The following is a 25,126-nucleotide window of genomic DNA, read 5'->3' on the forward strand; positions in this document are numbered from 1 at the left end:
TGTGGCGGTGTGGCGGCCTGCCGGTGTGGCGGTGTGGCGGCCTGCCGGTGTGGCGGTGTGGCGGCCTGCCGGTGTGGCGGCCTGCCGGTGTGGCGGCCTGTCAGTGCGGCTGCTTGCCACTGGGGCGGCTTGCCAGTGCGGCTGCTTGCCACTGGGGCGGCCTGCTAGTGCGGCGGCCTGCCATTGCGGCGGCCTGCTAGTGCGGCGGCCTGCCGGTGGGGCGGCCTGCCAGTGCGGGGGCCTGCCACTGGGGCTGCTTGCCAGTGGGGTGGCCTGCCGGTGCGGGGGCCTGCCGGTGGGGTGGCCTGCCGGTGTGGCGGCCTGCCAGTGGGGCGGCCTGCCAGTGGGGCTGCTTGCCGCTGCGGGGCCTGCCGCTGCGGTCGCCTGCTACTGCGGCCGCCTTCGGCGGTGGTCGCCTGCCGCCGCGGCAGGGCGCCCGTTGGGCTGTGCTGGGCGCGAGCTGAGCCCGAGCAGCAGAGGCCCCCTGCCTGCTGCCGATGTGGGGTGCGGCGAGCCCCTGCGAGCCGCCTGCCGCGGCAGGGCGCCGATCCTGCCGGTGCCCAAGCAAAGCGCCCCGGGTCAGAACTCCGTCGGCCGCAGCAATGCGTCCGATCCCCCGTCGATCATCAGCTGCGCGCCGTGGATGTAGCCCGCCTCCGGGCCGAGCAGGTAGCGGATCAGCGAGGCGATCTCGACCGGCCGCCCCCGGCGCGCGATCGGCGCCTGGTAGTTCCGGATCGCGTCCCCGAAGCGGGATGCCAGGCCCGCCTGCAGCAGTGGCGTGTCCACGGCCCCGGGCGCCACCGTGTTCAGCCGCACGCCCGCCGCGCCCCACTGCGCAACCCGTTGCCGCACCGCGACCGTCAGCGCGTTCTTCGACCACGAGTACGCCAAGTGTCCCGCGAACTCGCCGGCCTCCGCCAGCGCGGCCGCCTCCTCGCCGCGCGCGATCGGGTTGTCCGCCCACTTCACCATCGTCGAGGCCGACGACGACACCGCCACCGCCGCGCCGCGCAGCGCCGGGAACAACCCGTCCAGCACCTCGACCGCGCCCCGGTAGTTGACCTCGACGATCCGCAGCGGATCCGGCACGTGCGGCCCGAGCCCGGCGCACACCACGAGCCCGTCCAACGCAGGCGCCAGCGCGAGCACCCCGTCCACCGCCGCCCGCCGGCCGTCCGCAGTGGACAGATCCGCGCACACCTCCGCGTCCCGCAGGTCGACGCCGACCACCTCGTGTCCGTCCGCCCGTAACGCCGCCACCACGGCCGCCCCGATCCCCGAAGCGGACCCGGTCACGGCGATCACGTCAGCACACATCGCGTCCCCCGGTAGATCGTCGGCATGCAGCGGTTGCAGTGCACGCACAGCGAACGCGCCCCGGCCCGCAAGCGCAGCGGCAGGTCCGGCTCACGCAGCAACGCCCGCGCCATCGCCACGAACTGGAACCCCTCGGCCATCGCCCGCTCCATCGTCTCCAGCCGCGTGATCCCGCCGAGCAGGATCAACGGCAGGTCCACCGCCGCGCGGAACTGGCGCGCCCGGTCCAGCAGGTAGGCCTCCTGGAACGGGTAGCTCTTCAGGAACGCCCCGCCCACGGCACGGATGCCGAGGCGCACCGGCTGCGGGAACGCGGCCGCGAACTCCCGCACCGGCGCGTCCCCGGTGAACAGGTACATCGGGTTCAGCAGCGAACTGCCTGCGGTCAGCTCCAGCGCGTCGACGGTCCCGTCCGCCTCCAGCCACCGCGCGACCTGCACGCTCTCGTCCAGCCAGAACCCGCCCGGCACACCGTCGTCCATGTTCAGCTTCGCCGTCACGGCGATGCGCGACCCGACCTCGTCCCGCACCGCCCGCGCGACCTCCAGCGCCAGCCGCGCCCGGTTCGCGAGCGACCCGCCGTAGGAGTCGCGGCGCCGGTTCAACCGCGGGCTGAGGAACGAGCTCACCAGGTAGTTGTGTCCGAAGTGGATTTCCACCGCGTCGAACCCGGCCTCGACCGCGAACCGGGCAGCCGACGCGTGCGCACGCACGACGCGCGCCAGATCGTCCACAGTGGCCGCTCGTGTCATCCGCATTCCCAGCGGGTTGGGGAAACGGCCGGGCGCCAGCGCCGGCAACCGGTTCGACGCCGCGTTCGCGACCGGCCCCGCGTGCCCGATCTGCGCGCTCACCGCCGCGCCCTCCGCGTGCACGGCCTCGGTGAGCCGCCGCAGCCCGGGCAGCGCCTCCTCGCGCATCCAGATCTGGTGCCGGTCGGTGCGCCCCTCCGGCGACACCGCGCAGTAGGCCACCGTCGTCATCCCCACCCCGCCGCGCGCCGGCCGCCGGTGGAACTCGATCAGCCGGTCGGTGACCAGGGCGTCCGGCGTCGCGCCCTCGAACGTGGCCGCCTTGATGATCCGGTTGCGCAGCTCGACCGGCCCGATCCGCGCGGGCGCGAAGACGTCGGTCATGACCCCGCCAATCCCGCCGCGACGAACGCCCGCAGCGTCTCCACCGGCACCTCGCCGGGCATCCCGTCGGCGAAGAACTGCAGCACCAGGCCGAACGCGAGCAGCCACCGCTGCGCCGCCTCCGCCTTCGCCAGCTCCGGCCGCGCGTCCCGGAGCAGCTCGATCCACGGACCGAGCCCGAACCACCGCGACGTCCACGCCGGCTCCCGTCTGCCCAGCACGAACCGCGCCAGCAGCCGCAGCCGCAGCGCTCCGACGGGGTCCGCGGCCAGCTCTGCCAGCGGGGTGACGACCAGGTCCACCAGTTCGGGCACCGTCGGCGTCCAGCCGCCGCGCCGCCGCTCGGTGACCTCGTCCAGCCGCCGCTGCCACACCGGTGCGAGCCGGGCCTCCAGCAGCGCGGCGATGAGCGCGTCCTTCGACCCGAAGTGGTAGTGCACCGCGGCCGGGTTCATGCCGGCCGCGCTGTTGATCGCCCGCACGGACACCGCGTCGTAGCCGGATTCGAGCAGCAGTCGTTCGGCGACGGTCAGCAGTCGCTCACGGGTGGAGGCGTCGGTGCTCGGCACTCCTCCAGGGAAGCACGGATCCATCACCGAATCAATCACTGATTGACCGGCACAATGAGGACATGGCCGACGCGTTGCGCAGGTGGTCCGAGCAGCTGGCGGACTGGGCGATCCCCGAGCACATCCTGGCCGCGGCGCCCGAATCGCCCTGGGTCGTGCCGAAGCAGGTGTTCGCCCGCCGCGCCGACCGCCAGATAGCGGCGCCCGCGACGCCGACCCACCAGGCCGTGCTGGACGCGTTGCCCGGCACCGTGCTGGACGTCGGCGCGGGCGCCGGGGCCGCGAGCCTGCCGTGCGCGCGGTCGATCACACGGGTCACCGCCGTCGACACCAGTGCCGGGCTGCTCGCGGAGTTCCGGCGGCGGGCCGAGGCGCTGTCGCTGCCGCACCACACCGTCGAGGGGCGGTGGCCGGACGTCGACGTCGAGCCCGCCGACGTGGTGGTCTGCGCGCACGTCATCTACAACGCCCCCGACCTCGCGCCGTTCGCCGACGCGCTGACCGCCCACGCGCGCCGGAAGGTCGTCGTCGAACTGGCCGAGGCCCACCCGCTGACCACCCTCAACCCGCTGTGGCGGCACTTCCACGGCATCGAGCGCCCGGACGGGCCGACGGCCGACGACGCCGTCGCCGCGCTACGGGAACTCGGCCTGGAGCCCGCGGTCGTGCGCTGGCACAAGCCGGCCAGGCCGGAGTACGCCCGGTTCGACGAGCTGGTCGACGTCACCCGGCGGCGGCTCTGCCTGCCCGTGGACCGGGCGGGTGAGGTCGCCGAGGCGCTGCGTGGTCTCGGTGTCGACGAGCGGACGCCGCCGGACCTGGGCTCCTCGGGTCGCGATGTGGTCACGCTCAGCTGGCCGGTTAGCCGGTCCGTGTGATTTCGACCTGCGCGAATCCACCCACCCGAGCACAATCGGCGTATGACTCACGCGCAGGGGGACGAGCCGGCCACCGGCACCCCACCCCAGCCGCCCGTGACGGAACCCGCGCCCGCGAAGCCGGTCAAGATCAAACGGACCCGCGTCAGCGGGACCTGGGTCGCGATCATCGTCGCCCTGATCATCCTGGTCTTCCTGCTGATCTTCATCCTGCAGAACCTGGACTCGACGACGGTGGCCTTCCTCGGGATGGAGGGCAGCCTGCCGCTGGCCGTGGCCATGCTGTTCTCCGCGATCGCCGGCGCCGTCCTGGTCGCCCTGGTCGGCGGCGCGCGCATCTTCCAGTTGCGCAAGGCGACCCGGAAGGCGAACAAGGCTCTCCGCTGACCCGGCCGTAACATCATCCTGGGAAACGGGGTGATGTGGTTGACCAGCGAGAACCTGCCGAGTTCGCCGGAAGGCGGCGACGAGAACCTGCTGCGCCGGGCGGGCCGGTTCGCCGGGTGGGCCGCACGCACCGGGTTCACGATCGGCAAGCGGCTGCCGCTGCCGGGCCTCGAACTGGCCGGTGAGGGGCTGCGGCAGGTCGAGCGGCAGGTCCTGACCGGGCTGCGCCGCCGTCTCGACGAGGTCGACGACCCGTACGTGGTCGCGCTGAGCGCGGCCGGCACGGAGCACGCCCCCAACGGCGCCGGTGAGCTGGTCCCCGCGCGCGAGCCGCTGCGCGCCGCGATGAAGGAGCTGCTGGACCGGTCCGTCGGCTTCGGCCGCGAGCAGGCCCGCGAGTACCTCTACGCCACGGTGCTGCGCCAGCTCACCCCCGACGAGGCCCGCATCATCGCCACGCTCGCCACCGGTGCGGCGTTCCCTGTGATCGACGTCACTGAGCGTGGGTTCGGCGGCGGCCGCACGATCTTGCGCAACGCCTCGACCGTCGGCAAGGCGGCCGGCGTGACGCTGGCCGACGAGGTGCCCGGCTACCTGACGCGGCTGGCCGGGTTCGGCCTGGTCGAGCTGGACGACGAGTCCGCCGAGCTGGAGTCGCAGTACGAGATCCTGGCGACCGAGGACCTGGTCCGGACGGCCGCGAAATCCGCCCGCCGGGCGCGGCTGGTGCGGCGGACCGTGCGCCTGTCGCGCTTCGGCGTCCGGTTCTGGGCGGCGTGCGATCCCGGCCAGTGGACTCGCGTCCTGTGAGCGCTGCCACTACCGTGTAACGCGCAGCGCCGGACGAGCGCTCTACGTGATAAGGCCCCACCCAGGTAAGGGGCCATAGCATACCTGGGTTCCGCAGCGCCAGCTTTCTGTTGTCATTCTCACGTGTGTTTCGTCGTTGTTGCAGGTAGCCAGGCTGTGCGCACGACGATGCGCTGAACGACCGAAACAACTCTGTTAGGTTGTTTTGACATGTCCGGAAAGCACTTGATCGAAAATCCGACCAAGGCCGACGGGGCTGCGCTTTGGCGAATCGCACGCGATTCGCAGAAGCTCGATCTCAACTCGCCTTATGCATATCTGTTGTGGTGCCGCGATTTCGCCGAGACCTCGGTGGTGGCGCGGGTGGACGGTGACGCGGTCGGATTCGTGATCGCTTATCGCCGACCAACGGCGCCGGACACCGCGCTCGTCTGGCAGGTCGCCGTCGACGCGTCGCAACGCGGGCAGGGGCTGGCCGGAGCCCTGCTCGACAACCTGTTCACGCGGTTGGTGGCCGACGGGGTGCGTCACCTGGAGACCACCATCACGCCCGACAACAAAGCGTCCATCCGCCTGTTCACCTCCTTCGCGGAACGGTGGGGAGCGGAGCTGGAGCGCACCGAGCTGTTCGGCTCGGCCGACTTTCCGGACGACGGCACACGGCACGAGCCGGAAGACCTTTACCGAATCGGGCCGCTGCTCCCGAGATAACGGCGGAATTGGGCGAGGACGCCCGTGCGATTAGCTGTCGACAAGCACCAGTGAGGGGAAAACCCAAAGTGAGCATCTTCGAAAAGCTCGAATCCGAAGTGCGCAGCTACAGCCGGGGATGGCCGGTCGTGTTCGACCGCGCGCAGGGCAGCCGCCTCTACGCCGAGGACGGCCGCCCGTACCTCGACTACTTCGCCGGCGCCGGCGCGCTGAACTACGGGCACAACAACCCCGTGCTCAAGAAGGCGCTGATCGACTACATCGAGCGCGACGGCGTCACGCACGCGCTCGACATGTTCACCGTCGCCAAGCGCGACCTGCTCGAGACGCTCGACGAGAAGATCCTCAAGCCGCGCGAGCTGGACTACAAGGTCATCTTTCCCGGCCCCGGTGGCGCCAACGCCGTCGAAGCCGCGCTGAAGCTGGCCCGCAAGGTCACCGGCCGCGAGTCGGTCATCAACTTCACCAACGCCTTCCACGGCATGACCATCGGCGCGCTGTCGGTCACCGGCAACTCGATGAAGCGGCACGGCGCGGGCATCCCGCTGGTGCACGCCACGCCGATGCCCTACGACCAGTACTTCGACGGCGTCTACCCGGACTTCCTGTACTTCGAGCGGCTGCTCGAGGACTCCGGCAGTGGACTCAACGAGCCGGCCGCGGTGATCGTCGAGACCGTGCAGGGCGAGGGCGGCATCAACGCCGCCGGCATCGAGTGGCTGCGTGGCCTGTCCGACCTGTGCAAGCGGCACGACATCCTGCTGATCGTCGACGACGTGCAGATGGGCTGCGGCCGCACCGGCCCGTTCTTCAGCTTCGAGGAAGCCGGCATCAAGCCGGACATGGTGTGCCTGTCCAAGTCGCTGTCCGGCTACGGCATCCCGATGGCGCTGACCCTGATCCGCCCCGACCTCGACGTCTGGGAGCCGGGTGAGCACAACGGCACCTTCCGCGGCATCAGCCCGGCGTTCGTCACCGCCGCCGAGGCCATGCGCACCTACTGGAGCGACGACGAGCTGGAGAAGTCGGTCCGCGCCAAGGGCGAGCGCATCGGCGCCGCGCTGCAGGGCCTCGTCGACGCCTACCCGGAAGCGGAGCTGACCGCGAAGGGCCGCGGCCTCGCCCGCGGTTTGGAGTTCCAGAACGGGGAACTCGCCGGCCGGGTCTGCGCGGCCGCGTTCGAACGCGGCCTGCTCATGGAGACCTCCGGGCCGGACAGCGAGGTGGTGAAGCTGCTGCCGCCGCTGACCCTCACGGACGCCGAGGTCGGCGAGGGGCTGGAGATCATCGACGCCTCCGTCAAGGCCGTGCTCGGTAAGTAGAGAAGAACGAGAAGGGGATAAGTTTTGATCGTCCGGACCCTCGACGAGATCACCGACACCGACGCCGACATCAAGACGCCGAACTGGCGCTCGAAGCGGATCATCCTGGCCAAGGAGAAGGTCGGCTTCTCGGTGCACGAGACCACGCTGTACGCGGGGACCGTCAACGACTTCTGGTACGCCAACCACATCGAGGCGGTCTTCGTCTACGAGGGCGAAGGCGAGATCACCAACAAGGCGACCGGCGAGACGTTCCAGCTCAAGCCGGGTTCCCTGTACCTCCTCAACGACCACGACAAGCACCAGGTCCGCCCGAAGACCGACATGAAGACCGTGTGCGTCTTCAACCCGCCGGTCACCGGCCGGGAGGTGCACGACGAGAACGGCGTGTACCCGCTCGTCGTCGAGGAGGACGAGGCGGACGAGAAGTCCGCCTGAGCCACCACGGAGCGAGGCCCCTACCGAAAGGCAACGCATAAAAGGAGGCGAACCGATTTGACGATCATGGAAACCGGTGTCGAGGACAGTTACCCGACCAGGGTTCCTGCCCCGGCCGAGCCCTTCGATCGCGTCGACCCCACTGTCTGGGGCAGTGAGGCCGACGGCCCGATCGATGCGGCGACACTCGCTTCGCACGACGCGAAGGGGTACCACATCGTCGAGGGCCTGCTCTCGCCCGCCGAAGTGCAGGGCTATTGGCAGGAGCTCGTCCGGCTCTCCAGTGACGAGCAGCTGAAGGCCGACGAGCGGGTCATCACCGAGAAGAAGACCGGCAGCGTCCGGTCCATCTTCGAGGTGCACAAGATCAGCGAGCTGATCGCCGAACTCGTGCGCGACCCGCGTGTCCTCGACCGCGCCCGGCAGATCCTCGGCTCCGAGGTGTACATCCACCAGAGCCGCGTGAACTACATGCCGGGTTTCAAGGGCACCGGGTTCTACTGGCACTCCGACTTCGAGACCTGGCACGCCGAGGACGGCATGCCGCGTCCGCGGGCGGTGAGCTGCTCGATCGCGCTGACCGACAACTACCCCTTCAACGGCGGCCTGATGGTCATGCCGGGCTCGCAGCGGACGTTCGTCCCGTGCGTCGGCGAGACCCCGGACGACTACTACAAGTCGTCGCTGAAGGAGCAGGAGATCGGCGTTCCCAGCGAGAACGACATCACCAAGCTCGCCGCGGAGTACGGGATCGACCAGTTCACCGGGCCCGCGGGCTCGGCGCTGTGGTTCGACTCCAACATCATGCACGGGTCCGGCAACAACATCACGCCGTACCCGCGCTCGAACATCTTCCTGGTGTTCAACAGCGTCGAGAACGCGCTCGTCGAGCCGTTCGCGGCGGCGAAGCCGCGGCCGACCTTCATCGGCAGCCGGGACTTCACGCCTGTGACGCGGTAGACACCGGAAGAAGTGCGGGTCGGGTGTAGCCGCTTCATCGCGCCCTGTTACAGTGCCGCCACTGCGAACGGCGGCAGCATGGGTCTTCCTTGCTCGGGGTGAATCCCGTGTGACGCCGGTAGCGATGGCGAGGCGCACCCGGCCCCGTCACTTGTTTCACCGAGTGCGGCCCCGCACCATCAGATCGGGACTGATGGTGCGGGGCCGTACTCGTTTCCTCCGGCGCGGCGCTCTGGGAGGGGCCTGTGCTCAAGGGTTTGCGCGTCCAGCTGCTCGGCCCGGTGCAGCTGTGCGCCGGTGACCGGCCGGTGCCGATCGGCGGTCCCGGTGTGCGCGGGCTGCTCGCGTTGCTGGCGCTGCAGCCGAACCGGATCGTCGCGCTCGACGACCTGATCGACGCGCTGTGGGACCACGACCCGCCGCCGACGGCGCGGACGATCGTGCACGGCAACGTCTCCCAGCTGCGGCGCGTGCTGCGGTCGGCCGGCACGCCGGAGGTCCGGATCGACACGGCCGCGCCCGGCTACCGGTTGAACGTCGACCCGCTGCTGGTCGACGTTCACCGCGCCCGCGCGTTGTTCGAGCGCGCCGAGGCCGCGCCGTTGGTGGAACGCGCCTCGCTGCTGCACGAGGCGTGGGCGTTGTGGCAGGGGCCGGAGCTGGGCGGGGTGCCGGAGTCGGTGCGCGCGCCGGAACTGGCGGACCTGCGGATCGCGGTGCACGGCGCCCGGGTCGACGCCGACCTCGCGCTGGGACGACACGAAGAGCTGATCGCCGAGCTGACCACGATCGTCCGGGCGGAGCCGCGGCGTGAGCGGACGGTCGGGCAGCTGATGCGGGCGCTCTACCACTCGGGGCGCCGGGCGGACGCGCTCGAGGTGTACCGGGAGGCGGCGCGGGCGGCGTCGGAGAAGTTCGGCCTCGACCTCGGGCCCGACCTGCGGGCGCTGCACGAACACGTGCTGAACGACGACTTGGCGCCGGTCGTGTCGGCGATCGACGTGAGCCGGGTGGTGCCGCGGCAGCTGCCGCCCGCGGTGCCGCTGCTGGCCGGGCGGTCGGCGGACCTGGCCTGGCTGGACGAGGTGGCGCCGGTCGGCGTGATCACCGGGCCACCCGGGATCGGCAAGAGCGCGCTGGTCGTGTCGTGGGCGCACGGCGCGGTGCCGAAGTTCCCGGACGGGGTCCTGTTCGCCGCGTTGCGCGGGTTCGAGGCGCCGGTGCCGGCCGCGGAGGTGCTGGCGCAGTTCTTGCTCGGGCTCGGCGTGCCCGCGGACGAGGTGCCGGAGCCGGAGGGGGAGCGGCTCGCGTTGTACCGGTCGCTCACCGGTGGCCGGCGGATGCTGGTGGTACTGGACGACGCGCGGTCGGCCGAGCAGGTGCGGCCGTTGCTGCCGCCGGGGCCGGGGTCGGTCGCGGTGGTGACCTCGCGGGCGCGGCTGGACGGGCTGACCGTTTCGCACGGTGCGCGGGTGCGGTCGCTGGAGCCGCTGGCGCGGCGGGACTCGGTGCGGCTCATCGCCGACGTCGCGGGCGGGGCGTTCGAGGAGTACCACTCGCAGGTGGCGGGGTCGTGCGGGGACCTGCCGCTGGCGCTGCGGATCGCGGGCGCGCGGCTGGCGGCCGGTCCGGCGTGGACGGTGCCGGAGTTCGTGGCCGAGCTGGCGAGCGAGCGGACGCGGCTGGCCGCGCTGGACGTGGACGACGCCGGGGTGCGAGCGGCTCTGGACGTGTCGGTGCGGGGGCTGCCCGCCGAGGTGGGGGCGATGTTCCGGGCGCTGGGGGCGTTTCCCGGGCCCGCGGTCGGTCCGTTCGTGGCGGCGGCGTTGTGCGGGGTGCCGGTCGTGGAGGCGCGGCGACGGTTGCGGGTGCTGGCGGCCCACCACCTGCTGACCGAGAGCGCGCCGGAGGTGTTCACGCGGCACGACCTGGTGCGGTTGTACGCGCGCGAACTGGCTGGTTCGTCGAGTCCGCGGCCGGCGGTGCGCTACTACCAGGCGGCGGCTGACGCGGCGCGCCGCCGGTTGCTGCGGATCGTGGACCCGCTGGACTTTTCGTTCGTCGAGGTGCCGGTGCCCGCGTTGTCCGGTTTCGACGACGCGCTGGCGTGGTTCGTGGCCGAGTGGCCGAACCTCTTGGCCGTGCTGGAGGCCGCGGCGGCGGCCGGTCTGCACGAGGACGTGTGGCGGCTGGCGCGGGTGGCGCACACGTACCGGGTGGTGCGCCCGCTGTGGGACGAGTGGCGGCGGCTGGTGGCGCTGGGGATGGCGGCGGCCGAGGCGAGCGGGGATCCGCGGGCTCGGTTCTGGATGTTGATCTCGCGCTGCGCGATGTTCCTGACGTTCGACCTGGGGGCCGACGCGCTGGCGGACGCGTCCGCGGCGCTGGCGATCGCGGCGGACGAGGGGAGCCGCACCTGCGCGATGATCCACCTGGGGTGCGCGTTGAACAGCTGCGGTCGCCACGACGAGGCGGTGGAGTGCCTGACGAAGGCGGCCTCGGCGGCGGGCACGGACGAGCTGCGGGGCCAGGCGCTGGCGAACTGCGCGGAGGCGGAGAAGGCGCGGGGCCGGTACGCGGAGGCGATCGCGCACCAGCTGTCGTCGCTGGAGATCGACCGCCGCCTCGGTGACGACAGCTATGTGGTCGTGTCGCTCAACAACCTGGCCGAGTCGTACCTCGGCCTCGACGACGACGGCGCGGCGTGGAAGCACGCGTCCGCCGCGGTCGAGTTGGCGTCGCTGCGGGGTTTCCTGCTGCAGGAGGCGGTCGGCCGGCTGACGCTGGGACGACTCTCCCGCCGCGACGGCGACCTCGACGGCGCACGCCTGCAGGTGGGGCTGGCGGCGGAGCTGCACTCGCGGGTCAGCCCCCGGCCGCCCGCGGAGGTTCTCGCGGAGATGGCAGAGCTGGGGCTACCGGTGGACGCTGCGCGGGGTCACGAGGGGTGACGCTTTCGAGTACAAGGTGCCCCCGCACTTAGCGAATTCTTAGCGATGGATCTTGCGGAGGGCGTATGGTCCGGCTTGGCCGTCTGGCGCAGTGGGGGAGCGTCAGACGGCCGCCTTGGGTTTCGGCTGGTTGGCCCTGGTGGTTGCTCCGCTGGACGGCTGGAAGCGGTGAACGGTCCGTTCATCGCCGCATGGTGGTTTCGGTGACGGGCATCTGGGTGCGGCGCGACCGCGCCGGACCGCGCCGGACCGCACTCAGCGGTGGCCGAATCGCGCTGCGGCAGCCGAGCCGCGCCGCGCCTGCGGACGCCGGCGGAGTGGCGCGCGGTGGCTGGACTGAGCCGGGCCGCGCGGTGGCTGGACCGAGCCGCGTCGCGCGGTGGCTGGACTGAGCCGGGCCGCGCGGTGGCTGGACCGAGCCGGGCCGCGCCAGCCGGGCCGCGCTGAACGGTGCCATGTCGGACCGCGTCGAGCGGAGCCGCGTCGCACCGAGCAGCGTCCCGCGGAAGCGGGCAGTGCCGGACCGCGCCACACCGTCCTGGGCCGCGCCGGGCCGAGCCGCGCCGGGGTGGAAAGTGCCGGGGCGGGCTGTGCCGCACTGCACCCACGGCGCACCGTGCTGGGCCGAGCCGCACCGCAGCGTGCCGCATCGGGGCGAGCTGCCCCGTGCCGCAGCGAGTCGCGCCGTGCTGGACCGCGCCGCACCGCATCAAGGCCGTGCCGTGCCGAGCTGCCCCATGCCTGACCGAGCCGCGCCGTACCGCATCAAGGTCGTGTGCCTGACCGTGCCACGCCGCCGGTCGAGCCGCGCCGGGCCGCGTCACGCCGCCGGACCGAGCCGCGCCGGGCCGCGTCACGCCGCCGGACCGAGCCGTGCCGCACCGAGCTCCGCGGTGCCCACCCGCCACGCGGAACCCAGCCGGCAGCCCCACCACCGACCAAACTCACTGGTCGAACAGGTTCACTTCCGGCGTGATCTCCAGCAGCTCGTGCACCGGGCGGCCGCGGCGGCCGTCGATCGTCGTCGTGCGGACTACCCGTAGGCGGGCCGTCACCGGGCGGTCCAGGTTCTCCTTGATCTGGTCCAGCAGGTCCGGCGCCACCGCACCCTGGATCGTCCCGCCGGACTCGCGCTCCAGGTAGAAGATCCGGCGGCGCGTGCGCACGCCGTCGAGCCGGCCGGAGACCGTCTCGTAGCCGACCTCCTCCCGCGACTCCCGCAGGCTGTTGTGCAGCACCTTCGCCTGGTCGGTCGTCATGCTGCGGGTCACGTCCTCACCAGCGGTGGGCGTCAGCTGCAGCCCGATGCCGGTGTTCTTGACGACCGCGCTGACGATGTCGCTCACCGCGTTGCGCACCGTGTCCCGTTGCAGCAGCACCGCGTCCAGCGCGCCGTCGTCGGAGCCGTTCGCGGGCAGGAAGTCGCACAGCTCCTTCACCGCGCGCTCGGACAGCGTCTCGATCCCGTCGTGGATCAACGCGTCGTCCGGCGCCGGCTCGGGGAAGCCGAAGAAGATCGTGTTGCCCGCCTGGCCGCGCTGGATCAGCGGCGCCTTGTCGCGGTCGGTCTGCTGGACGTAGGTGATCTCGCCCTGCGGGTTGCGGATGATGTGCCCGACCTTCGCCGTCGCGTCCTGCAGCGCCCGGCTGATGTCGGAGAACGTGTACGCGTCCAGGTTCGTCGACCCGAGCATCGACACGCGCAGCAACGGCGACCGGGCCGTCCGCTCGAACTTCGCGTGCGCGGCCATCGCCGACGCGCGCGCCAGGTCGTCCAGCCACGTGCCGCCCGGGATCTCGTCGGCGATCCGGCGGAAGTCCATCATCACCACACCACCTCGGGGAACCCGCGGCGCCCTTCGTACGACCAGGTGTTGGCCCACGTCTCCTCGTCACCGGGGAAGCACAGGAACCCGTCGAGCAGACCCCCGACGGGTTGTACCTGATCGAGGTACATCGCGGGCTGCCCGACGATCACCCCGCGCAGGGTCAGCAGCCCGTACAGCGCGTCCCGCACGCGGCCCGTCATGCGCTTGAGGCTGCCCCAGTCGTCCGGGATCAGCACGACGTCGAGCCCGCTGGGCACGTCCGGGGTGCGAGTGATGAACTGCCCGCCGATCCAGGCGCGGCCGCTCGGGATGATCCGGGCGACCGCGCCGAGATAGCTGTTCAGAGCGCTGAACAGGATCTCGCGGGCGTTCTGGTGCGGCGCGTCGAAGACGAGACGTTCGTAGATGTCGGCCACGTCCGCCGGAAGCCGCCCAGTCGGAAGAACCCCCTCCGGGGTCCAATGGGGCAGCGGCATGTCATGAAGTTATCAGCGACGCGCAGCGTCTCCGTTGAGGGTGGCGGTGGGCGACGGGTGGGCCTACCAACAGCTGCGTGACGCTCAGCTCGCCGGGGCGCGGTCGTCCGACACCGGCGGGCGCACCGCGAACGGCTCCAGCTGCGGCCGCTTCGGCGACAACCCGTCGCCCATCGACTCGCCACGCAGCTGCCGCCGGATCCACGGCAACAGGTGCGTCTTCGTCCACGCCAGGTCCGACCGGCGGTTGGTGATCCAGTCCGCCCGCGCGTCGACGACCGGCCACGGCTCCCGCCAGTCCTCCGACGTCGGCACACCCAGCACCTCGGCCGCGCGCAACGCGATCCGCCGGTGGCCCTCGGCGGTGAAGTGCAGCCTGTCGTCGCTCCAGGCGCGCGGGTCGTGCAGCGGGTCCATCGCCCACAGGTCGACGATCTTGGCGCCGTGCCGGATCGCGCTGGTCCACAGGTGCGCGTTGTAGATCCCGATCTTGCCGCGCAGCACGCTCATCACCGGCAGGTGCTTGGTGTCCGGCCCGTTGAACACGAGGACGTCGATGCCGGCCGCGCGCAGCTTGCCGATCACCTCGTCGAGCTGCGCCGCGATCTCGTCCACGTCGGAGCCGGGCACGATCACGTCGTTGCCGCCGGCGCACAGCGTCACCAGATCGGGTTTGAGCTCGAGGGCGATGGGTACCTGCTCTTCGATGATCTCGGCGAGCATCTTCCCGCGCAGCGCCAGGTTGGCGTACTGGAAGCCTGGTTGTCCTTCGGCCAGGATCTCGGCGAGCCGGTCGGCCCAGCCTCGGAAGGTCCCGTCCGGGTTGAAGTCGTTGAGACCTTCGGTGAAGCTGTCACCCAGTGCGACATAGCTGTCGTACTCACGCACGCTGCCGTCCCCTTTCGCCAGCACCTGTGTTGATCGCCCCTCGAACAACTCAGCAGGATGCACCTGTAATCCCGACCTACGCCACCGTCGGTTCAGCGCGAGGTCACAGTCTCTTACGTTGTCGGCCTCCTGAGCTTCTCCATTACCGCCGTCCGCCCGGATCGTGTGGCGAAGATCTCGATGGTAGCTGCCCGCACCGACAGTTTTGGGGCACGCTGTAGGGGTGACCGGACAAGCCACGCCGCAGAGGGAGTCGCTGGGCAGCATCCTGGGTGGTCGCAAGGGTGCGATCGACGCGAGCCTGCCGCCGCTGGCGTTCGTGATCGGCTGGCTGGCCGCGGGTTCGTCGATCGCCTGGGGCGCGGCCGCGGCGATCGCCACCGCCGTGGTGGTCGGCGTGGTGCGCCTGACCCGCGGCGACAAGGCGCGGGCCGTCGTGGTCAGCCTCGCCGCGGTGATCGTGGCCGCGTTGATCGCGTTGCACACCGGTCGCGCGCAGGACTTCTTCCTGATCCAGGTGCTGTCCAACGTGGCCAGTGCGTTGCTGTGGGTGACCAGTGTGGTCGTCCGGTGGCCGCTCCTGGGTGTCGTGGTCGGGTTGCTGCTCGGCCAGAAGACCCGCTGGCGCAAGGATCCCGACCTGCTGCGCGCCTACTCGCGGGCGAGTCTGGTGTGGTCGTTGCAGTACGTGCTGCGCGTGGTCGTCTACCTGCCGCTGTGGTGGGCGGGCGAGCTGGTCGCGCTGGGCGTCGCGCGCACAGTGATGACCTGGCCGCTGCAGGCGCTGACGATCGCGGTGAGCGGCTGGGTGCTGTACCGGACGCTGCCGAAGGAGCACCCCGGGCTGCGCGTCGTGCCGGAGTCCGGGCGCGAGTAAGAGCCCCCGGCGAGGGGGAGGTCCGGGGGCCGCCCACACCGTACGACGGGCGGCGGGCCCGGCACTCGTGCTCCGCGCACGAAAAACGCCCGGATCTTTGGTCGGTCAGCCCGGACGGCGCGCCGCGGCCTCCCCGAACGCCTCGACGGCGGCGAGCCAGGCCGCACCGAGCACACCGTCCGAACTGGTGCGGACCTCGAGCCCGGCCAGCTTCGCCCGCACCCGCTCACCGACCCTGGTGCCGTCGCCGAGGACGCTGCCGACCAGCACCACAGGGGTGTCCTCGTCCGGCTCGCGGGTCGCCAGCGCGGTCGCGACCAGCAGGTCGGCGGCGCGCTCGACGATGTCGGTCGCGGCCGGGTCGTCGACCGCGACCAGCGGCGCGAACCGGGCGAGGCGGACCGGCGGCTCGGCGTTGGCGACCGTGATCAGCCGCCGCCACGCGTACTTCCGGTCGGTCGCGTCGACCCCGGCCTCGGCCAGCACCGCGGTGGCCAGCGGGCCGAGGTCGCCGTCGCGGCCCAGCGCGGCCAGCGTGGCGCGCACGGCCTCCCGGCCCAGCCAGAACCCGGAGCCCTCGTCGCCGAGCAGCCAGCCGTAGCCGCCCTCGGTGGCGACCATGCGGCGCTTGCGGATCCGGCCCGCGATCGAGCCGGTGCCCGCGATCAGCACGGTCCCGTCGGGCGCGTCGGTGGCGGCGGCGAACGCGACCTCCGCGTCGGTCAGCACCACCACGCGGTCGAGGCCCAGGTCGCGCCAGGTGCGCTCGAACAGGGCCGCGACCGCCGGGTCGGTCAGCTTCGCGGTGCCGGCCATGCCGACGACGCAAGCGCTTGCCCGGCCGGGGACCTCGGTGGCCGCGCGGATCGCCGCCGCCAGGTTGGCGACCGCCTCCGCGGGCGGGTGCGAGTTCGGGTTGGCGCCGCCCGCGCGCCCGGCGCCGAGCACCGTGCCGTCCGCGGCGACCGCCAGCGCACGCGTGGACGTGCCACCCGCGTCGACCCCGAGGACGAACTTCATCGCGTCCTGGTCACCTTGTTCAGCCCGCGCGGGCGGTCCGGGTCGAAGCCGCGGGCCAGCGCCAGCCCGAGCGCGATCCGCTGCACCGGCAGCACCTCCAGCACTGGCGCGAGTTCCTCGGCCACGGACGGTACCGGGATGCGGACCGCGGCGGGCACCTCGCCCGCCGACGACCCGAGCGCCAGCACGTCGGCGCCGCGCTCGGCGACCGCGGTGAGCACGTCGCGCAGGGCGGCTCCGCCCCGCCCGGCACCGGTGATCGCCAGCACCGCGGTCTCCTCGTCGACGGCCGCGACCGGCCCGTGCAGCAGGTCCGCGCCGCTGTACGCGCGGGCGGCGAGGTAGCTGGTCTCGGCGAGCTTGAGCGCGGACTCCAGCGCGGTCGCATAGGAGTAGCCGCGACCGGTGGTGATGATCCGGTCGACGAAGCGGTACCGGTCCACGGCGCGCTGCACGTCGACCTCCAGCGCCTGCCGCGCCAGCGGTTCGATCTCGGCCGCGGCGGACGAGTCGCCGCCCCGGACGGCGTCGATGAGCAGGTACAACGCGAGCAGCGTCGCGGAGTACGTCTTGGTGGCGGCCACCGCGGTCTCGGTGCCGGCCCCGATGTCGACGGCCAGTTCGGCGGCGCCGCCCAGCGGCGAGGCCGGGGTGTTGGTGACCGCGACGGTCAGCGCGCCCTGCTTGCGGGCGGTCTGGGTGAACTCCAGCAGGTCGGGCGAGCCGCCGCTCTGGCTGACCGACACCAGCAGCACGTCCCGCAGGTCGGGGCGCGCCCCGTAGAGGGTCACCGTGGAGGGCGAGACGAGCCCGGCCGGCAGCCCGAGCAGGACCTCGATGAGGTACTTCGCGTACAGCGCCGCGTGGTCGCTGGAGCCGCGCGCGGCCAGCAGTGCGAACCGCGGCGGGCGCCGGGAGATGGCGGCGGCGACGTCGGCGATCTCCCCGCGGCGGGCCACCAGGCCGCCCAGAACGGCGGGCTGTTCGGCGATTTCCGCGGCCATGTGCTGTCCGGGGTTGCTCATGCTGGATCCCTTCGGAGGTCTAGACCAATGCTACCCCGGGCGCGGTTCCATCCGGAAAGGGTAGTTTCATCCTGCGCCGGAGGCGCGGTTCGAGGAGGAGTCGGTCATGTTGGAGTCAGCCACGCGCGGTCAGCGCGAACCGAAGTACTGGGCGTTGAAGCAGCATCTGCTCGACCTGCTGGAGACGATGCCGCCGGGTTCGCCGATTCCCACCGAACGCTCGCTGGCCACCGAGTTCGCGGTCTCCCGCACCACGGTGCGGCAGGCCCTGGCGGACCTCACCGCCGAGGGCAGGCTGCACCGGGTGCAGGGCAAGGGCACGTTCGCCGCCGAGCCGAAGCTCGCGCAGCGGCTGCAGCTGTCGTCCTACACGGAGGACATGCGGGCGAAGGGTCGCGAGCCGTCGTCGAAGCTGCTGGAGGTCGAGGAGCTGACGGCCGAGCCCGAGCTGGCGAAGCTGCTCGGCATCCGCAACGGCGCGAAGGTGCTGCGGATGCGCCGTCTCCGGCTGGCCGACGGCGAGCCGATGGCGCTGGAGACCACGCACCTGCCGCTCGGCCGGTTCCGCGGCCTGCGCAAACACGTGTCGGCGGGCGGTTCCCTGTACGCGGTGTTGCGCGAGCACTACGGCGTGGAGATGGACAGCGCCGAGGAGACGATCGAGACCGCCCTGGCCGGGCCGCAGGAGGCGGACCTGCTCGGCGCCGACGTCGGCACCCCGATGCTCCTGCTGTCGCGGCATTCGTTCGCCGCGGACGGCAAACCGGTCGAATTCGTGCGGTCCATCTACCGCGGTGACCGGTACAAGTTCGTGACCACGCTGCGGCGCCCGTAACTCTCCAAGATCCCTTGCGTTGTCAAGGGATCGTTAAGCCCGCTGTGTCCACTGTGGACGTTGAGAGTGGCCTGCGTCACCTTCCGGCAACGCTGGGAGCATCTCAATCGACAAACACGTTGGACACGATGGGGTTAACACGAGAGGGAGAGCGAACACACCGCGATCATGACCGAGGAGAAGGAAGAGAGCGCCGAGAAGAAGTCCGGGCTGTCTCCGGCGCAGGTGGTGGCGTCGGCGCTGGCCGCGGTGACGGCTGCTTTCCTGGGCTCCACGCTGGGGGTGGCGGGCACGGTCATCGGCGCCGGTGTCGCGAGCATCGTGACGACCGTGGGTGGCGAGATCTACCTGCGCTCGCTGCGCAGCACGCGGGCGGCCGCGCGCAAGACGGCCGAGCTGCTGGCCGTGGCCGAGACCCGGCAGCAGACGAAGGTCGTGCCGCCCGCGGTCGCGCCGCGGTCGACGCACCCGTTGATCAGGCACCAGCAGAACGGGGCCGCGCAGCGAAGACCGGCCACGCAGCTGACCGAGATGCCGACGAGGGTCGTGCACCCGATCACGCCACCGCTGTCCGGCACGACGCGCCGGATGCCGATGGCCGGGCAGGGCGGTTCCGGGGGCGGCGAGAAGACGGTGTTCATCCCGAAGCCGGTGGACCAGCCGGTCGAGGAGGAGGCGCCGCCCGCCGCCGCGAAACCCTGGTGGAAGAGCCGGTGGACGCTCGCGGTCGCGACCAGTGTGGTGGCGTTCGTGGTCGGGATGCTGGCGATCACCGGCTTCGAGGCGGCGACCGGGAGCACCGTGTCCGGCGGCACCGGGACGACGCTGGGCCGGGTGGTCGGCGGTTCCGGCGGCGCCGAGACGACGACCACGCAGGTCACGACGGTCACCGAGAGCTCGACGAGCGAGGACGAGCGGGCGCCGGCGAGCACGAGCAGCGCGCCGACGACGTCGTCCAGCGCCGAGGAGACCGAGTCCCCCGTGACGACGACGCCGAGCACCAGCGTCCAGGAAACGCCGTCCGCCGCATCCGAAACGGCGACCACGGCACCAAGCAGTCCTTGATCCGAAACCGGCCACAGGCCCTTCGCGAGTTTTCGCGAAGGGCCTGTTTCGTGTCAGCCGGCGAGCAGTTCGGCCAGTTCGCGCGGGTCCTCGGGGCCGAGGTGGGGCGCGTCCAGGTCGCGCACGTCGAACCGGTTGCGCGGGGTCGCTTCGTCGGCCTCCCGGATCATCCGGTCCTGCAGCGCGAGGGGGATGGCCCGGTCCCGCGTGCAGCGCAGGTAGGTGCGCGGAACCCGGCCCCACGTCGCCGGGTCGCCGCGCGCGTCACCGGTGGTCAGCGCCCACGATTCGTCGGGCTCCATCGCGTTCAGGGCGGCGCGGAACGTGCTGTCCGCGTAGTCCGCGGCGAGTGCGGCCTTCGCCGCCGCGAGGAACGCGGGGTCCGCCGACCGCCAGTTCGTCCGTGCCACGCCGCTGGCCTGCGGATCCCCGATGCCGGGGATGGCGGGCAGGAGCGAGCCGGCCGCTTCCGGGGCCAGGAAGCAGTCGAGAACGCTACGCAGGCGGACGCAGCAGAAGGCGGACAGGTAGACCAGCCGGGCGACGAGGCCCGGGACCTGGTTGGCGACGCCGGTGATCGTCGCGCCGCCGAGGCTGTGGCCGACGAGGACCACCGGGCCAAGGGCCGCCGCCCGGCGGACCACGGCGGTGACGTGCGCGATGGTGTCGGCCAGGGTGATCCCCGCGAGCGGTGACGGTTCGGCCGCGAAGGCGGCCAGGTCCTGCGGGGTCTGGTAGCTGACCGGGAAGTGTCCCCGCGGGCCGTGGCCGGGGAGGTCGACGGCCAGGGCCCGGTGGCCGGCGAGGGTCAGTTCGGCGACCACCGGGGCGAAGGAGCCCGCGTTGCCGTTGGCGCCGTGGACGAGCACGAAGACCGGGTCCGCCGTGGTCGCCTTTGGTGGGGTGCAGCCCGCGGCCGCGAGCGCGGTCGTGCTGAGGAAGGCCCGGCGGCCGAGTTCACGCACGGCCGTTCGCCCTGCTGGTTCGGGTGAGTGCCCAGATCAGCAGGATCGCGCCGACGGTGCCGGCCACGTAGTCGAACCAGCCGGGCAAGCCGGCGGCCCGGAGCAGGCCGGCGACGCCGAACGTGGTGTTCCACAGGGCGTCCGTGACGGCCGAGCCGAAGCCCTGGACGAACAGGAGCGTGCCCACGATCCAGCGGGCTTTCTGGGCGTTGTTCATGGCGCCTCCGTTTCCGATGCGACTGCATCGAAAACCGTAGCACGATTCGATGCGCTCGCATCGGTACAGTGGCGGCATGCCCAGGAAGATCGACCACGACGACCGGCGGCGGCAGATCGCGGACGCCGTGTGCGCGCTGATCAGCCGCCGTGGGCTGGAGGGCGTGAGCCTGCGCGAGGTGGCCGGTGAGGCGGGCGTGTCGATGGGCGCGGTCCAGCGGTGCTTCAGCACCAAGGAGGACATGCTGGTCTTCGCGCAGGAGCACGTGAACCGGCGGATCAGCGAGCGGGCGCAGGCCAGGATCGGCGGTTCCGCGTCACCGGTGACGATGCTCGCGGAGACGCTGACGGCGATGCTCGCGGCCGACGATCCGGTGGAGGCGCGGGTGTGGATGGCGTTCACCGCGCAGTCGGCGGTCGACCCCGCGCTGGCGGAGGTGCAGCGCGGCCACTACGCCGGGCTGGCGGAGTTGCTCGCCGTGTTGTTGCGGGCCGCGCAGGACGCCGGCGAGGTGCGGGCCGGCGTGGATGTCCCGGCCGAGGCGGAGACGCTCATCGCCCTCGCGGACGGCCTCACGGTGCAGATCCTGCTCGGCCGCCGCACGGCGGAGTCGGCTCGCGCGATGCTGCACGAGCGGCTCGACCGCCTGCGGGTGGCTTGAGAGCCTCCCCGCCGTTCTGGGGCGTCCGTCGGTCTGGCTTGACCGCGGCGAACCACACTCGGCTACCGCTCGGGCGAGCCACGGCCACGACGGCCCGTGTCAGTCCAGCTGTGCCCGCAGCGGGCGAGTGGCTGCAGCCGGGTCCTCGGTCTCGGTGATCGTGCCTGCCGTGGGCGCCTCGGGCGGCCAGTCGAGCTGTGTCCGCGGCGCGGGCGGCGGTGGTGGCGCGAGCCATCACGATCGTGAGGCGGCCGCCGCCAGCTCCTCGGGCAGCCGGTCGCGTGACGGCCGCTGGCTCGCCCGTGTCCGGGCCAGAGAGCCGCGCGCGGGTGGCGGTGATGGCGCGGCCGTTCGCCAGCGCGTGCGGTCGGGAGCCCGGGGTTCCAGCGCCGAGCTGCCCGGCTCAGTCCAGCTGTGCCCGCAGCGCACGAGCGGCCGCAGCCGGATCCTCGGCTTCCGTGATCGCCCGCACCACCACGATCCGCGTCGCGCCCGCCGCCAGCACTTCCGGCAGCCGCTCGGCGTCGATGCCTCCGATGGCGAACCACGGGCGCGCGGTGCCGAGCGCCGCGGTCGAGCGCACCAAGTCCAGGCCCGGCGCGGGACGGCCGGGCTTTGTCGGCGTCGGCCAGCAGGGGCCCGTGCAGAAGTAGTCCACACCTTCTTCCACAGCCGCGGCCTCGGCCTGTGGACGGTCGTGCGTCGAGCGGCCGATCACCGGCTCGTCGCCGATCACCCGCCGCGCCAGCGGCACCGGCAGGTCGTCCTGCCCGAGGTGCAGCACGTCGGCGTCGACGGCCGCCGCGATGTCCGCCCGGTCGTTCACCGCCAGCAGCGCCCCGTGCCGCGCGCACGCCTCCGCCAGGATCTCCAGCGCGGCCAGCTCCTGACGGGCCTCCAGCGGCGCCCCGTCCCGCTTGTCCCGCAACTGGATGATGTCCACGCCGCCGGCCAGCGCGGCGTCGGCGAACTCGGCCAGGTCCGGCCGGTCCCCGGTGCACAGGTAGAGCCGCGCCGCGTCGAGGCGTTTCCTGATCTCGTCACCACTGAGCCCTGGCATGGCCTGAACCCTATCTCGCACGTTAGGGTGGAGGTGTCCGCACGGGAGCCCGAGCCACGGGCTGAGAGGGAGCTGCCAGCGCTCCGACCGTGGAACCTGATCCGGATCATGCCGGCGCAGGGAGCGTGATTCTCATGAGCAACCAGCACGTGGCCGTCGTCGGCGGCGGGGTCATCGGCCTGTCCGTGGCCTGGCGCGCCGCGGCGGCCGGGCACCGCGTCACCGTCGTCGACCCCGCGCCCGGCCGCGGCGCGTCCTGGGTCGCCGGCGGCATGCTGGCCCCCGTCACCGAGGCCTGGCCCGGCGAGGAGGACTCCCTCGCTCTCGGCGAGGAGTCCCTCAGGCGCTGGCCCACGTTCGCGCAAGCGCTTGCGGCAGACGGCGGCGACCCGGGGCTGTCCCGCGCCGGCACGGTCGTCGTGGCACTGGACCGGGCCGACGCCGACCAGCTGGACATCCTCGCCGGCTACCTGCGCTCCGTCGGCCGCGACGTCGAGCAGGTCACCGGCCGCAGGCTGCGCTCGCTCGAACCCGGGCTCGGCGCGGTGCGCGGCGGCCTGCTCGTGCCCGGCGACCTGGCGGTCGACAACCGAAAGCTGCTCCGCGCCCTCGAAGCCGCCGCGCTCCAGCACGGCGCCGAGTTCACCGGCGACGAGGCGGTGGCTGTCGAGCCCGGCCGCGTCCGCACCGCCCACTGCGAGGTCCAGTGCGACGTCGTGGTCGTCGCCGCCGGCGCGCACAGCGCCCGGCTGCACCCGGTGCTCGCGCGAGGTGTCCGTCCGCTCAAGGGCGAGATCCTCCGCCTGCGCGCACGGCGCACGAGCCTGCCACCGCCCACGCGCACGGTGCGCGCCGTCGTGGAGGGGCGACCGGTGTACCTCGTGCCGCGCGAAGGCGGCGAGCTGGTCCTCGGCGCGACGCAGTACGAGGCCGGTTTCGACGACAGCGTGAGCGCCCGCGGCGTGCGCGAGCTGCTCGAAGGCGCCGAGCGGATCTTCCCCAGCATCGACGAGTACGAGTTGATCGAAACCGCGGCCGGGCTGCGCGCGGCCAGCACCGACACGCTCCCGTTCATCGGTGACCTCGGCGACGGCGTCCTCGCCGCGACCGGTCACCACCGCAACGGTCTGCTCATGGCGCCGGTGACCGCCGACGCCGTCGTGGCTTGGCTGTCCGGGGAGAAACCGCCCGAGGAGGCGCTCGCGGCGGACCCGGCCCGGCTCGGAACAGGAGGGGTCTGATGGAAGTGCAGGTCAACGGGCAGTGGCGGGAGGTCCCCGACGACGCGACGGTGACCGACGTGCTCAAGGCGGTCGACGCGCCCGAGCGCGGCGTCGCGGTCGCCCTCAACGGCGAGGTCGTGCGCCGCGGCGAGTGGACGGCCAGGACCGTCCCCGCGGGCGCGCGGCTGGAGATCCTGACGGCGGTGCAAGGTGGGTGAGGTCATGTTCGACGGCGACCAGCTCGTGATCGGCGAGCACAAGCTCGGGTCACGGCTGATCATCGGAACCGGTGGCGCGGCGAACCTGTCGGTGCTGGAACGGGCGCTCGTCGCGTCCGGCACCGAGCTGACGACGGTCGCGCTGCGCCGCGCGGACGCCGAGGGCGGTTCCGGTGTGCTGGACCTGCTGCGCCGCCTCGGGATCCGGCTCCTGCCGAACACCGCGGGCTGCCGCAGCGCCGCGGAGGCCGTGCTGACCGCGCGCCTCGCCCGCGAGGCGCTGGAGACCGATCTGATCAAGCTCGAGGTCCACGCCGACGACCGGACGCTGCTGCCCGACCCGGTCGAGACGCTCGACGCGGCCGAGCAGCTCGTCGCCGACGGGTTCACCGTGTTCGCCTACACGAACGACGACCCGGTGCTCGCGCTGCGGCTGGAGGAGGCCGGGTGCGCCGCGGTGATGCCGCTGGGCGCGCCGATCGGCACCGGGCTGGGCATCCGCAACCCGCACAACATCGAGCTGATCGTGGCCCGCGCGGGCGTGCCGATCATCCTCGACGCGGGCATCGGCACGGCCTCCGACGCGGCCCTGGCGATGGAACTCGGGTGCGACGCGGTGCTGCTGTCCACGGCGGTGACCAGGGCGCAGGACCCGGAGCGGATGGCGTACGCGATGCGCTCGGCGGTGGTCGCCGGGCGGCTGGCCCGGCAGGCGGGCCGGATCCCGCAGCGGTTCTGGGCGCACGCGTCCAGCCCGCCGCGCTGAAAAACCCGGCTTCACCTCGGTTTGCCGCGGCGAGCACGTATGGTTTAGCGCACCCGAGCGGTCGGCGAGGCGAAGGAGCTCGAGAGTGGTTGAGTCAACCGAGGACGTCGCTGGGCGGTTGTTCCTCGCCGTCGGCCGGCTGTCCCGGTCGCTGCGGCAGGCAGGCACACCCGGGCCCGGCCACGGCTCCATTTCCGCGCTGTCGACGCTGGTCGCCTTCGGGCCGATGCGGCTCGGCGACCTGGCGGCGAAGGAGGGCGTGGCGGCCGCGACGATGTCGCGGATAGTCGCCTCGCTGGTCGACGCCGGCTGGGCGAGCCGCGAGCCCGACCCGATCGACCGGCGCGCCTGGCTGGCGACGGCCACCCCGCAGGGCGAGCGGATGCTGCTGGACCTGCGGTCGACGCGGGTGCACGAGCTGCAGAAGCGGATCGACCGCCTGTCGCCGGAGCACCAGGCCGCGCTGGGGCAGGCGCTGCCGGCGCTGGAGGCGTTGCTGGCCGGCGACGAGAGCTGACC

The 25,126-nt window shown here is 72.4% G+C and carries 27 protein-coding genes and 1 riboswitch; of the genes, 16 read left to right on the forward strand and 11 right to left on the reverse strand.

Annotation, left to right across the window (positions count from 1 at the left end):
• Positions 1-579: 579 nt before the first annotated feature.
• The 3 genes from L2C96_RS14100 to L2C96_RS14110 are packed head-to-tail and all read right to left on the reverse strand — an operon-like array spanning position 580 to position 3,025.
• On the reverse strand, positions 580-1,299 hold the full coding sequence (locus L2C96_RS14100; RefSeq protein ID WP_237336455.1) for an SDR family oxidoreductase: 720 nt from the start codon (positions 1,297-1,299) through the stop codon (positions 580-582).
• 5 nt (positions 1,300-1,304) lie between these two features.
• On the reverse strand, positions 1,305-2,456 hold the full coding sequence (locus L2C96_RS14105) for an NADH:flavin oxidoreductase (protein ID WP_237336456.1): 1,152 nt from the start codon (positions 2,454-2,456) through the stop codon (positions 1,305-1,307).
• Positions 2,453-3,025, reverse strand: a complete 573-nt coding sequence (locus L2C96_RS14110; RefSeq protein WP_237336457.1) for a TetR/AcrR family transcriptional regulator — start codon at positions 3,023-3,025, stop codon at positions 2,453-2,455. Before L2C96_RS14110 ends, L2C96_RS14105 begins: the two co-directional genes overlap by 4 nt.
• Before the next feature lie 62 nt (positions 3,026-3,087).
• Here L2C96_RS14110 and L2C96_RS14115 point away from each other — a divergent pair, with 62 nt between their 5' ends.
• The 8 genes from L2C96_RS14115 (at position 3,088) to L2C96_RS14150 (ending at position 11,482) form a co-directional block, all read left to right on the forward strand.
• Entirely contained in the window at positions 3,088-3,903 is an 816-nt protein-coding gene (locus L2C96_RS14115; RefSeq protein WP_237336458.1) for a class I SAM-dependent methyltransferase, read from the forward strand.
• A 42-nt stretch (positions 3,904-3,945) separates the two neighbouring features.
• The gene (locus tag L2C96_RS14120) at positions 3,946-4,290 is read left to right on the forward strand and encodes a LapA family protein (RefSeq protein WP_027933766.1); all 345 of its coding nucleotides are present in this window, start codon (positions 3,946-3,948) and stop codon (positions 4,288-4,290) included.
• A gap of 33 nt (positions 4,291-4,323) precedes the next feature.
• Positions 4,324-5,100: an Abi-alpha family protein gene (locus tag L2C96_RS14125; protein ID WP_237336501.1), complete on the forward strand. Its 777-nt coding sequence runs from the start codon at positions 4,324-4,326 to the stop codon at positions 5,098-5,100.
• 210 nt (positions 5,101-5,310) lie between these two features.
• Complete coding sequence (ectA, locus tag L2C96_RS14130; RefSeq protein WP_237336459.1) at positions 5,311-5,811, forward strand: diaminobutyrate acetyltransferase; 501 nt, start codon at positions 5,311-5,313, stop codon at positions 5,809-5,811.
• A gap of 68 nt (positions 5,812-5,879) precedes the next feature.
• On the forward strand, positions 5,880-7,133 hold the full coding sequence (gene ectB, locus L2C96_RS14135; protein ID WP_020416993.1) for a diaminobutyrate--2-oxoglutarate transaminase: 1,254 nt from the start codon (positions 5,880-5,882) through the stop codon (positions 7,131-7,133).
• A gap of 24 nt (positions 7,134-7,157) precedes the next feature.
• A complete protein-coding gene (locus L2C96_RS14140) occupies positions 7,158-7,571 on the forward strand; it encodes an ectoine synthase (RefSeq protein ID WP_020416992.1) in 414 nt (137 codons plus the stop codon).
• Between the two features lie 66 nt (positions 7,572-7,637).
• Positions 7,638-8,531, forward strand: a complete 894-nt coding sequence (thpD, locus tag L2C96_RS14145; RefSeq protein ID WP_017985331.1) for an ectoine hydroxylase — start codon at positions 7,638-7,640, stop codon at positions 8,529-8,531.
• A 245-nt stretch (positions 8,532-8,776) separates the two neighbouring features.
• The gene (locus tag L2C96_RS14150; protein WP_237336460.1) at positions 8,777-11,482 is read left to right on the forward strand and encodes an AfsR/SARP family transcriptional regulator; all 2,706 of its coding nucleotides are present in this window, start codon (positions 8,777-8,779) and stop codon (positions 11,480-11,482) included.
• Positions 11,483-12,426: 944 nt separating this feature from the next.
• Here L2C96_RS14150 and L2C96_RS14155 read toward each other — a convergent pair.
• From L2C96_RS14155 to L2C96_RS14165, 3 genes are all read right to left on the reverse strand, one after another.
• Positions 12,427-13,305 (reverse strand): hypothetical protein, encoded by an 879-nt coding sequence (locus L2C96_RS14155; protein WP_237336502.1) that lies wholly within the window; start codon positions 13,303-13,305, stop codon positions 12,427-12,429.
• A 2-nt stretch (positions 13,306-13,307) separates the two neighbouring features.
• Positions 13,308-13,787 (reverse strand): DUF6932 family protein, encoded by a 480-nt coding sequence (locus tag L2C96_RS14160; RefSeq protein ID WP_027933772.1) that lies wholly within the window; start codon positions 13,785-13,787, stop codon positions 13,308-13,310.
• An 84-nt stretch (positions 13,788-13,871) separates the two neighbouring features.
• Complete coding sequence (locus L2C96_RS14165; protein WP_164470592.1) at positions 13,872-14,675, reverse strand: SGNH/GDSL hydrolase family protein; 804 nt, start codon at positions 14,673-14,675, stop codon at positions 13,872-13,874.
• Positions 14,676-14,898: 223 nt separating this feature from the next.
• On the opposite strand from L2C96_RS14165, the gene L2C96_RS14170 reads away from it, so the two are divergent.
• On the forward strand, positions 14,899-15,552 hold the full coding sequence (locus L2C96_RS14170; RefSeq protein ID WP_020416988.1) for a DUF3159 domain-containing protein: 654 nt from the start codon (positions 14,899-14,901) through the stop codon (positions 15,550-15,552).
• A gap of 105 nt (positions 15,553-15,657) precedes the next feature.
• Here L2C96_RS14170 and L2C96_RS14175 read toward each other — a convergent pair whose 3' ends face one another.
• Together L2C96_RS14175 and L2C96_RS14180 are read right to left on the reverse strand one after the other, a co-directional pair.
• Complete coding sequence (locus tag L2C96_RS14175; RefSeq protein ID WP_020416987.1) at positions 15,658-16,572, reverse strand: N-acetylglucosamine kinase; 915 nt, start codon at positions 16,570-16,572, stop codon at positions 15,658-15,660.
• On the reverse strand, positions 16,569-17,576 hold the full coding sequence (locus L2C96_RS14180; RefSeq protein WP_237336503.1) for an SIS domain-containing protein: 1,008 nt from the start codon (positions 17,574-17,576) through the stop codon (positions 16,569-16,571). The genes L2C96_RS14175 and L2C96_RS14180 overlap by 4 nt, the downstream gene beginning before the upstream one ends.
• Before the next feature lie 127 nt (positions 17,577-17,703).
• Here L2C96_RS14180 and L2C96_RS14185 point away from each other — a divergent pair, with 127 nt between their 5' ends.
• Complete coding sequence (locus L2C96_RS14185) at positions 17,704-18,432, forward strand: GntR family transcriptional regulator (protein ID WP_017985323.1); 729 nt, start codon at positions 17,704-17,706, stop codon at positions 18,430-18,432.
• Between the two features lie 168 nt (positions 18,433-18,600).
• Positions 18,601-19,497 carry a hypothetical protein gene (locus L2C96_RS14190; protein WP_237336461.1) on the forward strand — a complete coding sequence of 299 codons (897 nt, stop codon included), beginning with the start codon at positions 18,601-18,603 and terminating at the stop codon, positions 19,495-19,497.
• A gap of 53 nt (positions 19,498-19,550) precedes the next feature.
• Here L2C96_RS14190 and L2C96_RS14195 read toward each other — a convergent pair whose 3' ends face one another.
• Together L2C96_RS14195 and L2C96_RS14200 are read right to left on the reverse strand one after the other, a co-directional pair.
• Positions 19,551-20,462 carry an alpha/beta hydrolase gene (locus L2C96_RS14195; RefSeq protein WP_237336462.1) on the reverse strand — a complete coding sequence of 304 codons (912 nt, stop codon included), beginning with the start codon at positions 20,460-20,462 and terminating at the stop codon, positions 19,551-19,553.
• Positions 20,455-20,679, reverse strand: a complete 225-nt coding sequence (locus L2C96_RS14200; protein ID WP_237336463.1) for a hypothetical protein — start codon at positions 20,677-20,679, stop codon at positions 20,455-20,457. Before L2C96_RS14200 ends, L2C96_RS14195 begins: the two co-directional genes overlap by 8 nt.
• A gap of 76 nt (positions 20,680-20,755) precedes the next feature.
• On the opposite strand from L2C96_RS14200, the gene L2C96_RS14205 reads away from it, so the two are divergent.
• The gene (locus L2C96_RS14205; RefSeq protein ID WP_237336464.1) at positions 20,756-21,340 is read left to right on the forward strand and encodes a TetR/AcrR family transcriptional regulator; all 585 of its coding nucleotides are present in this window, start codon (positions 20,756-20,758) and stop codon (positions 21,338-21,340) included.
• 403 nt (positions 21,341-21,743) lie between these two features.
• Here L2C96_RS14205 and thiE read toward each other — a convergent pair whose 3' ends face one another.
• Positions 21,744-22,400 (reverse strand): thiamine phosphate synthase, encoded by a 657-nt coding sequence (thiE, locus tag L2C96_RS14210; protein ID WP_020416981.1) that lies wholly within the window; start codon positions 22,398-22,400, stop codon positions 21,744-21,746.
• A 31-nt stretch (positions 22,401-22,431) separates the two neighbouring features.
• Positions 22,432-22,540, forward strand: a riboswitch (TPP riboswitch).
• Between thiE and thiO the strand changes: the two genes are divergently transcribed.
• The 4 genes from thiO to L2C96_RS14230 all read left to right on the forward strand — a co-directional run bounded on the left by thiO (position 22,535) and on the right by L2C96_RS14230 (position 25,124).
• Positions 22,535-23,641, forward strand: coding sequence for a glycine oxidase ThiO (gene thiO, locus L2C96_RS14215; RefSeq protein ID WP_237336465.1), 1,107 nt, complete (start codon positions 22,535-22,537; stop codon positions 23,639-23,641). (Overlaps the previous riboswitch by 6 nt.)
• Entirely contained in the window at positions 23,641-23,841 is a 201-nt protein-coding gene (gene thiS, locus L2C96_RS14220; protein WP_020416979.1) for a sulfur carrier protein ThiS, read from the forward strand. Before thiO ends, thiS begins: the two co-directional genes overlap by 1 nt.
• Before the next feature lie 4 nt (positions 23,842-23,845).
• Positions 23,846-24,607: a thiazole synthase gene (locus tag L2C96_RS14225; RefSeq protein ID WP_051123488.1), complete on the forward strand. Its 762-nt coding sequence runs from the start codon at positions 23,846-23,848 to the stop codon at positions 24,605-24,607.
• A gap of 85 nt (positions 24,608-24,692) precedes the next feature.
• The gene (locus L2C96_RS14230; protein ID WP_020416977.1) at positions 24,693-25,124 is read left to right on the forward strand and encodes a MarR family winged helix-turn-helix transcriptional regulator; all 432 of its coding nucleotides are present in this window, start codon (positions 24,693-24,695) and stop codon (positions 25,122-25,124) included.
• Positions 25,125-25,126 lie beyond the last annotated feature (2 nt).

This window comes from Amycolatopsis tucumanensis (genome assembly GCF_021654135.1).
Taxonomy (GTDB): domain Bacteria; phylum Actinomycetota; class Actinomycetes; order Mycobacteriales; family Pseudonocardiaceae; genus Amycolatopsis_E; species Amycolatopsis_E tucumanensis.

Coding starts and splice junctions, on each gene's coding strand:
- L2C96_RS14175 (WP_020416987.1), bottom strand. CDS start 16,572: ATGAAGTTCGTCCTCGGGGTCGACGCGGGTGGCACGTCCACGCGTGCG.
- L2C96_RS14160 (WP_027933772.1), bottom strand. CDS start 13,787: ATGCCGCTGCCCCATTGGACCCCGGAGGGGGTTCTTCCGACTGGGCGG.
- L2C96_RS14205 (WP_237336464.1), top strand. CDS start 20,756: ATGCCCAGGAAGATCGACCACGACGACCGGCGGCGGCAGATCGCGGAC.
- L2C96_RS14190 (WP_237336461.1), top strand. CDS start 18,601: ATGACCGAGGAGAAGGAAGAGAGCGCCGAGAAGAAGTCCGGGCTGTCT.
- L2C96_RS14185 (WP_017985323.1), top strand. CDS start 17,704: ATGTTGGAGTCAGCCACGCGCGGTCAGCGCGAACCGAAGTACTGGGCG.
- L2C96_RS14155 (WP_237336502.1), bottom strand. CDS start 13,305: ATGGACTTCCGCCGGATCGCCGACGAGATCCCGGGCGGCACGTGGCTG.
- thiE (WP_020416981.1), bottom strand. CDS start 22,400: ATGCCAGGGCTCAGTGGTGACGAGATCAGGAAACGCCTCGACGCGGCG.
- L2C96_RS14200 (WP_237336463.1), bottom strand. CDS start 20,679: ATGAACAACGCCCAGAAAGCCCGCTGGATCGTGGGCACGCTCCTGTTC.
- L2C96_RS14180 (WP_237336503.1), bottom strand. CDS start 17,576: ATGGCCGCGGAAATCGCCGAACAGCCCGCCGTTCTGGGCGGCCTGGTG.
- L2C96_RS14125 (WP_237336501.1), top strand. CDS start 4,324: ATGTGGTTGACCAGCGAGAACCTGCCGAGTTCGCCGGAAGGCGGCGAC.
- L2C96_RS14115 (WP_237336458.1), top strand. CDS start 3,088: ATGGCCGACGCGTTGCGCAGGTGGTCCGAGCAGCTGGCGGACTGGGCG.
- thiO (WP_237336465.1), top strand. CDS start 22,535: ATGAGCAACCAGCACGTGGCCGTCGTCGGCGGCGGGGTCATCGGCCTG.
- ectA (WP_237336459.1), top strand. CDS start 5,311: ATGTCCGGAAAGCACTTGATCGAAAATCCGACCAAGGCCGACGGGGCT.
- L2C96_RS14105 (WP_237336456.1), bottom strand. CDS start 2,456: ATGACCGACGTCTTCGCGCCCGCGCGGATCGGGCCGGTCGAGCTGCGC.
- thpD (WP_017985331.1), top strand. CDS start 7,638: ATGGAAACCGGTGTCGAGGACAGTTACCCGACCAGGGTTCCTGCCCCG.
- L2C96_RS14120 (WP_027933766.1), top strand. CDS start 3,946: ATGACTCACGCGCAGGGGGACGAGCCGGCCACCGGCACCCCACCCCAG.
- L2C96_RS14225 (WP_051123488.1), top strand. CDS start 23,846: ATGTTCGACGGCGACCAGCTCGTGATCGGCGAGCACAAGCTCGGGTCA.
- thiS (WP_020416979.1), top strand. CDS start 23,641: ATGGAAGTGCAGGTCAACGGGCAGTGGCGGGAGGTCCCCGACGACGCG.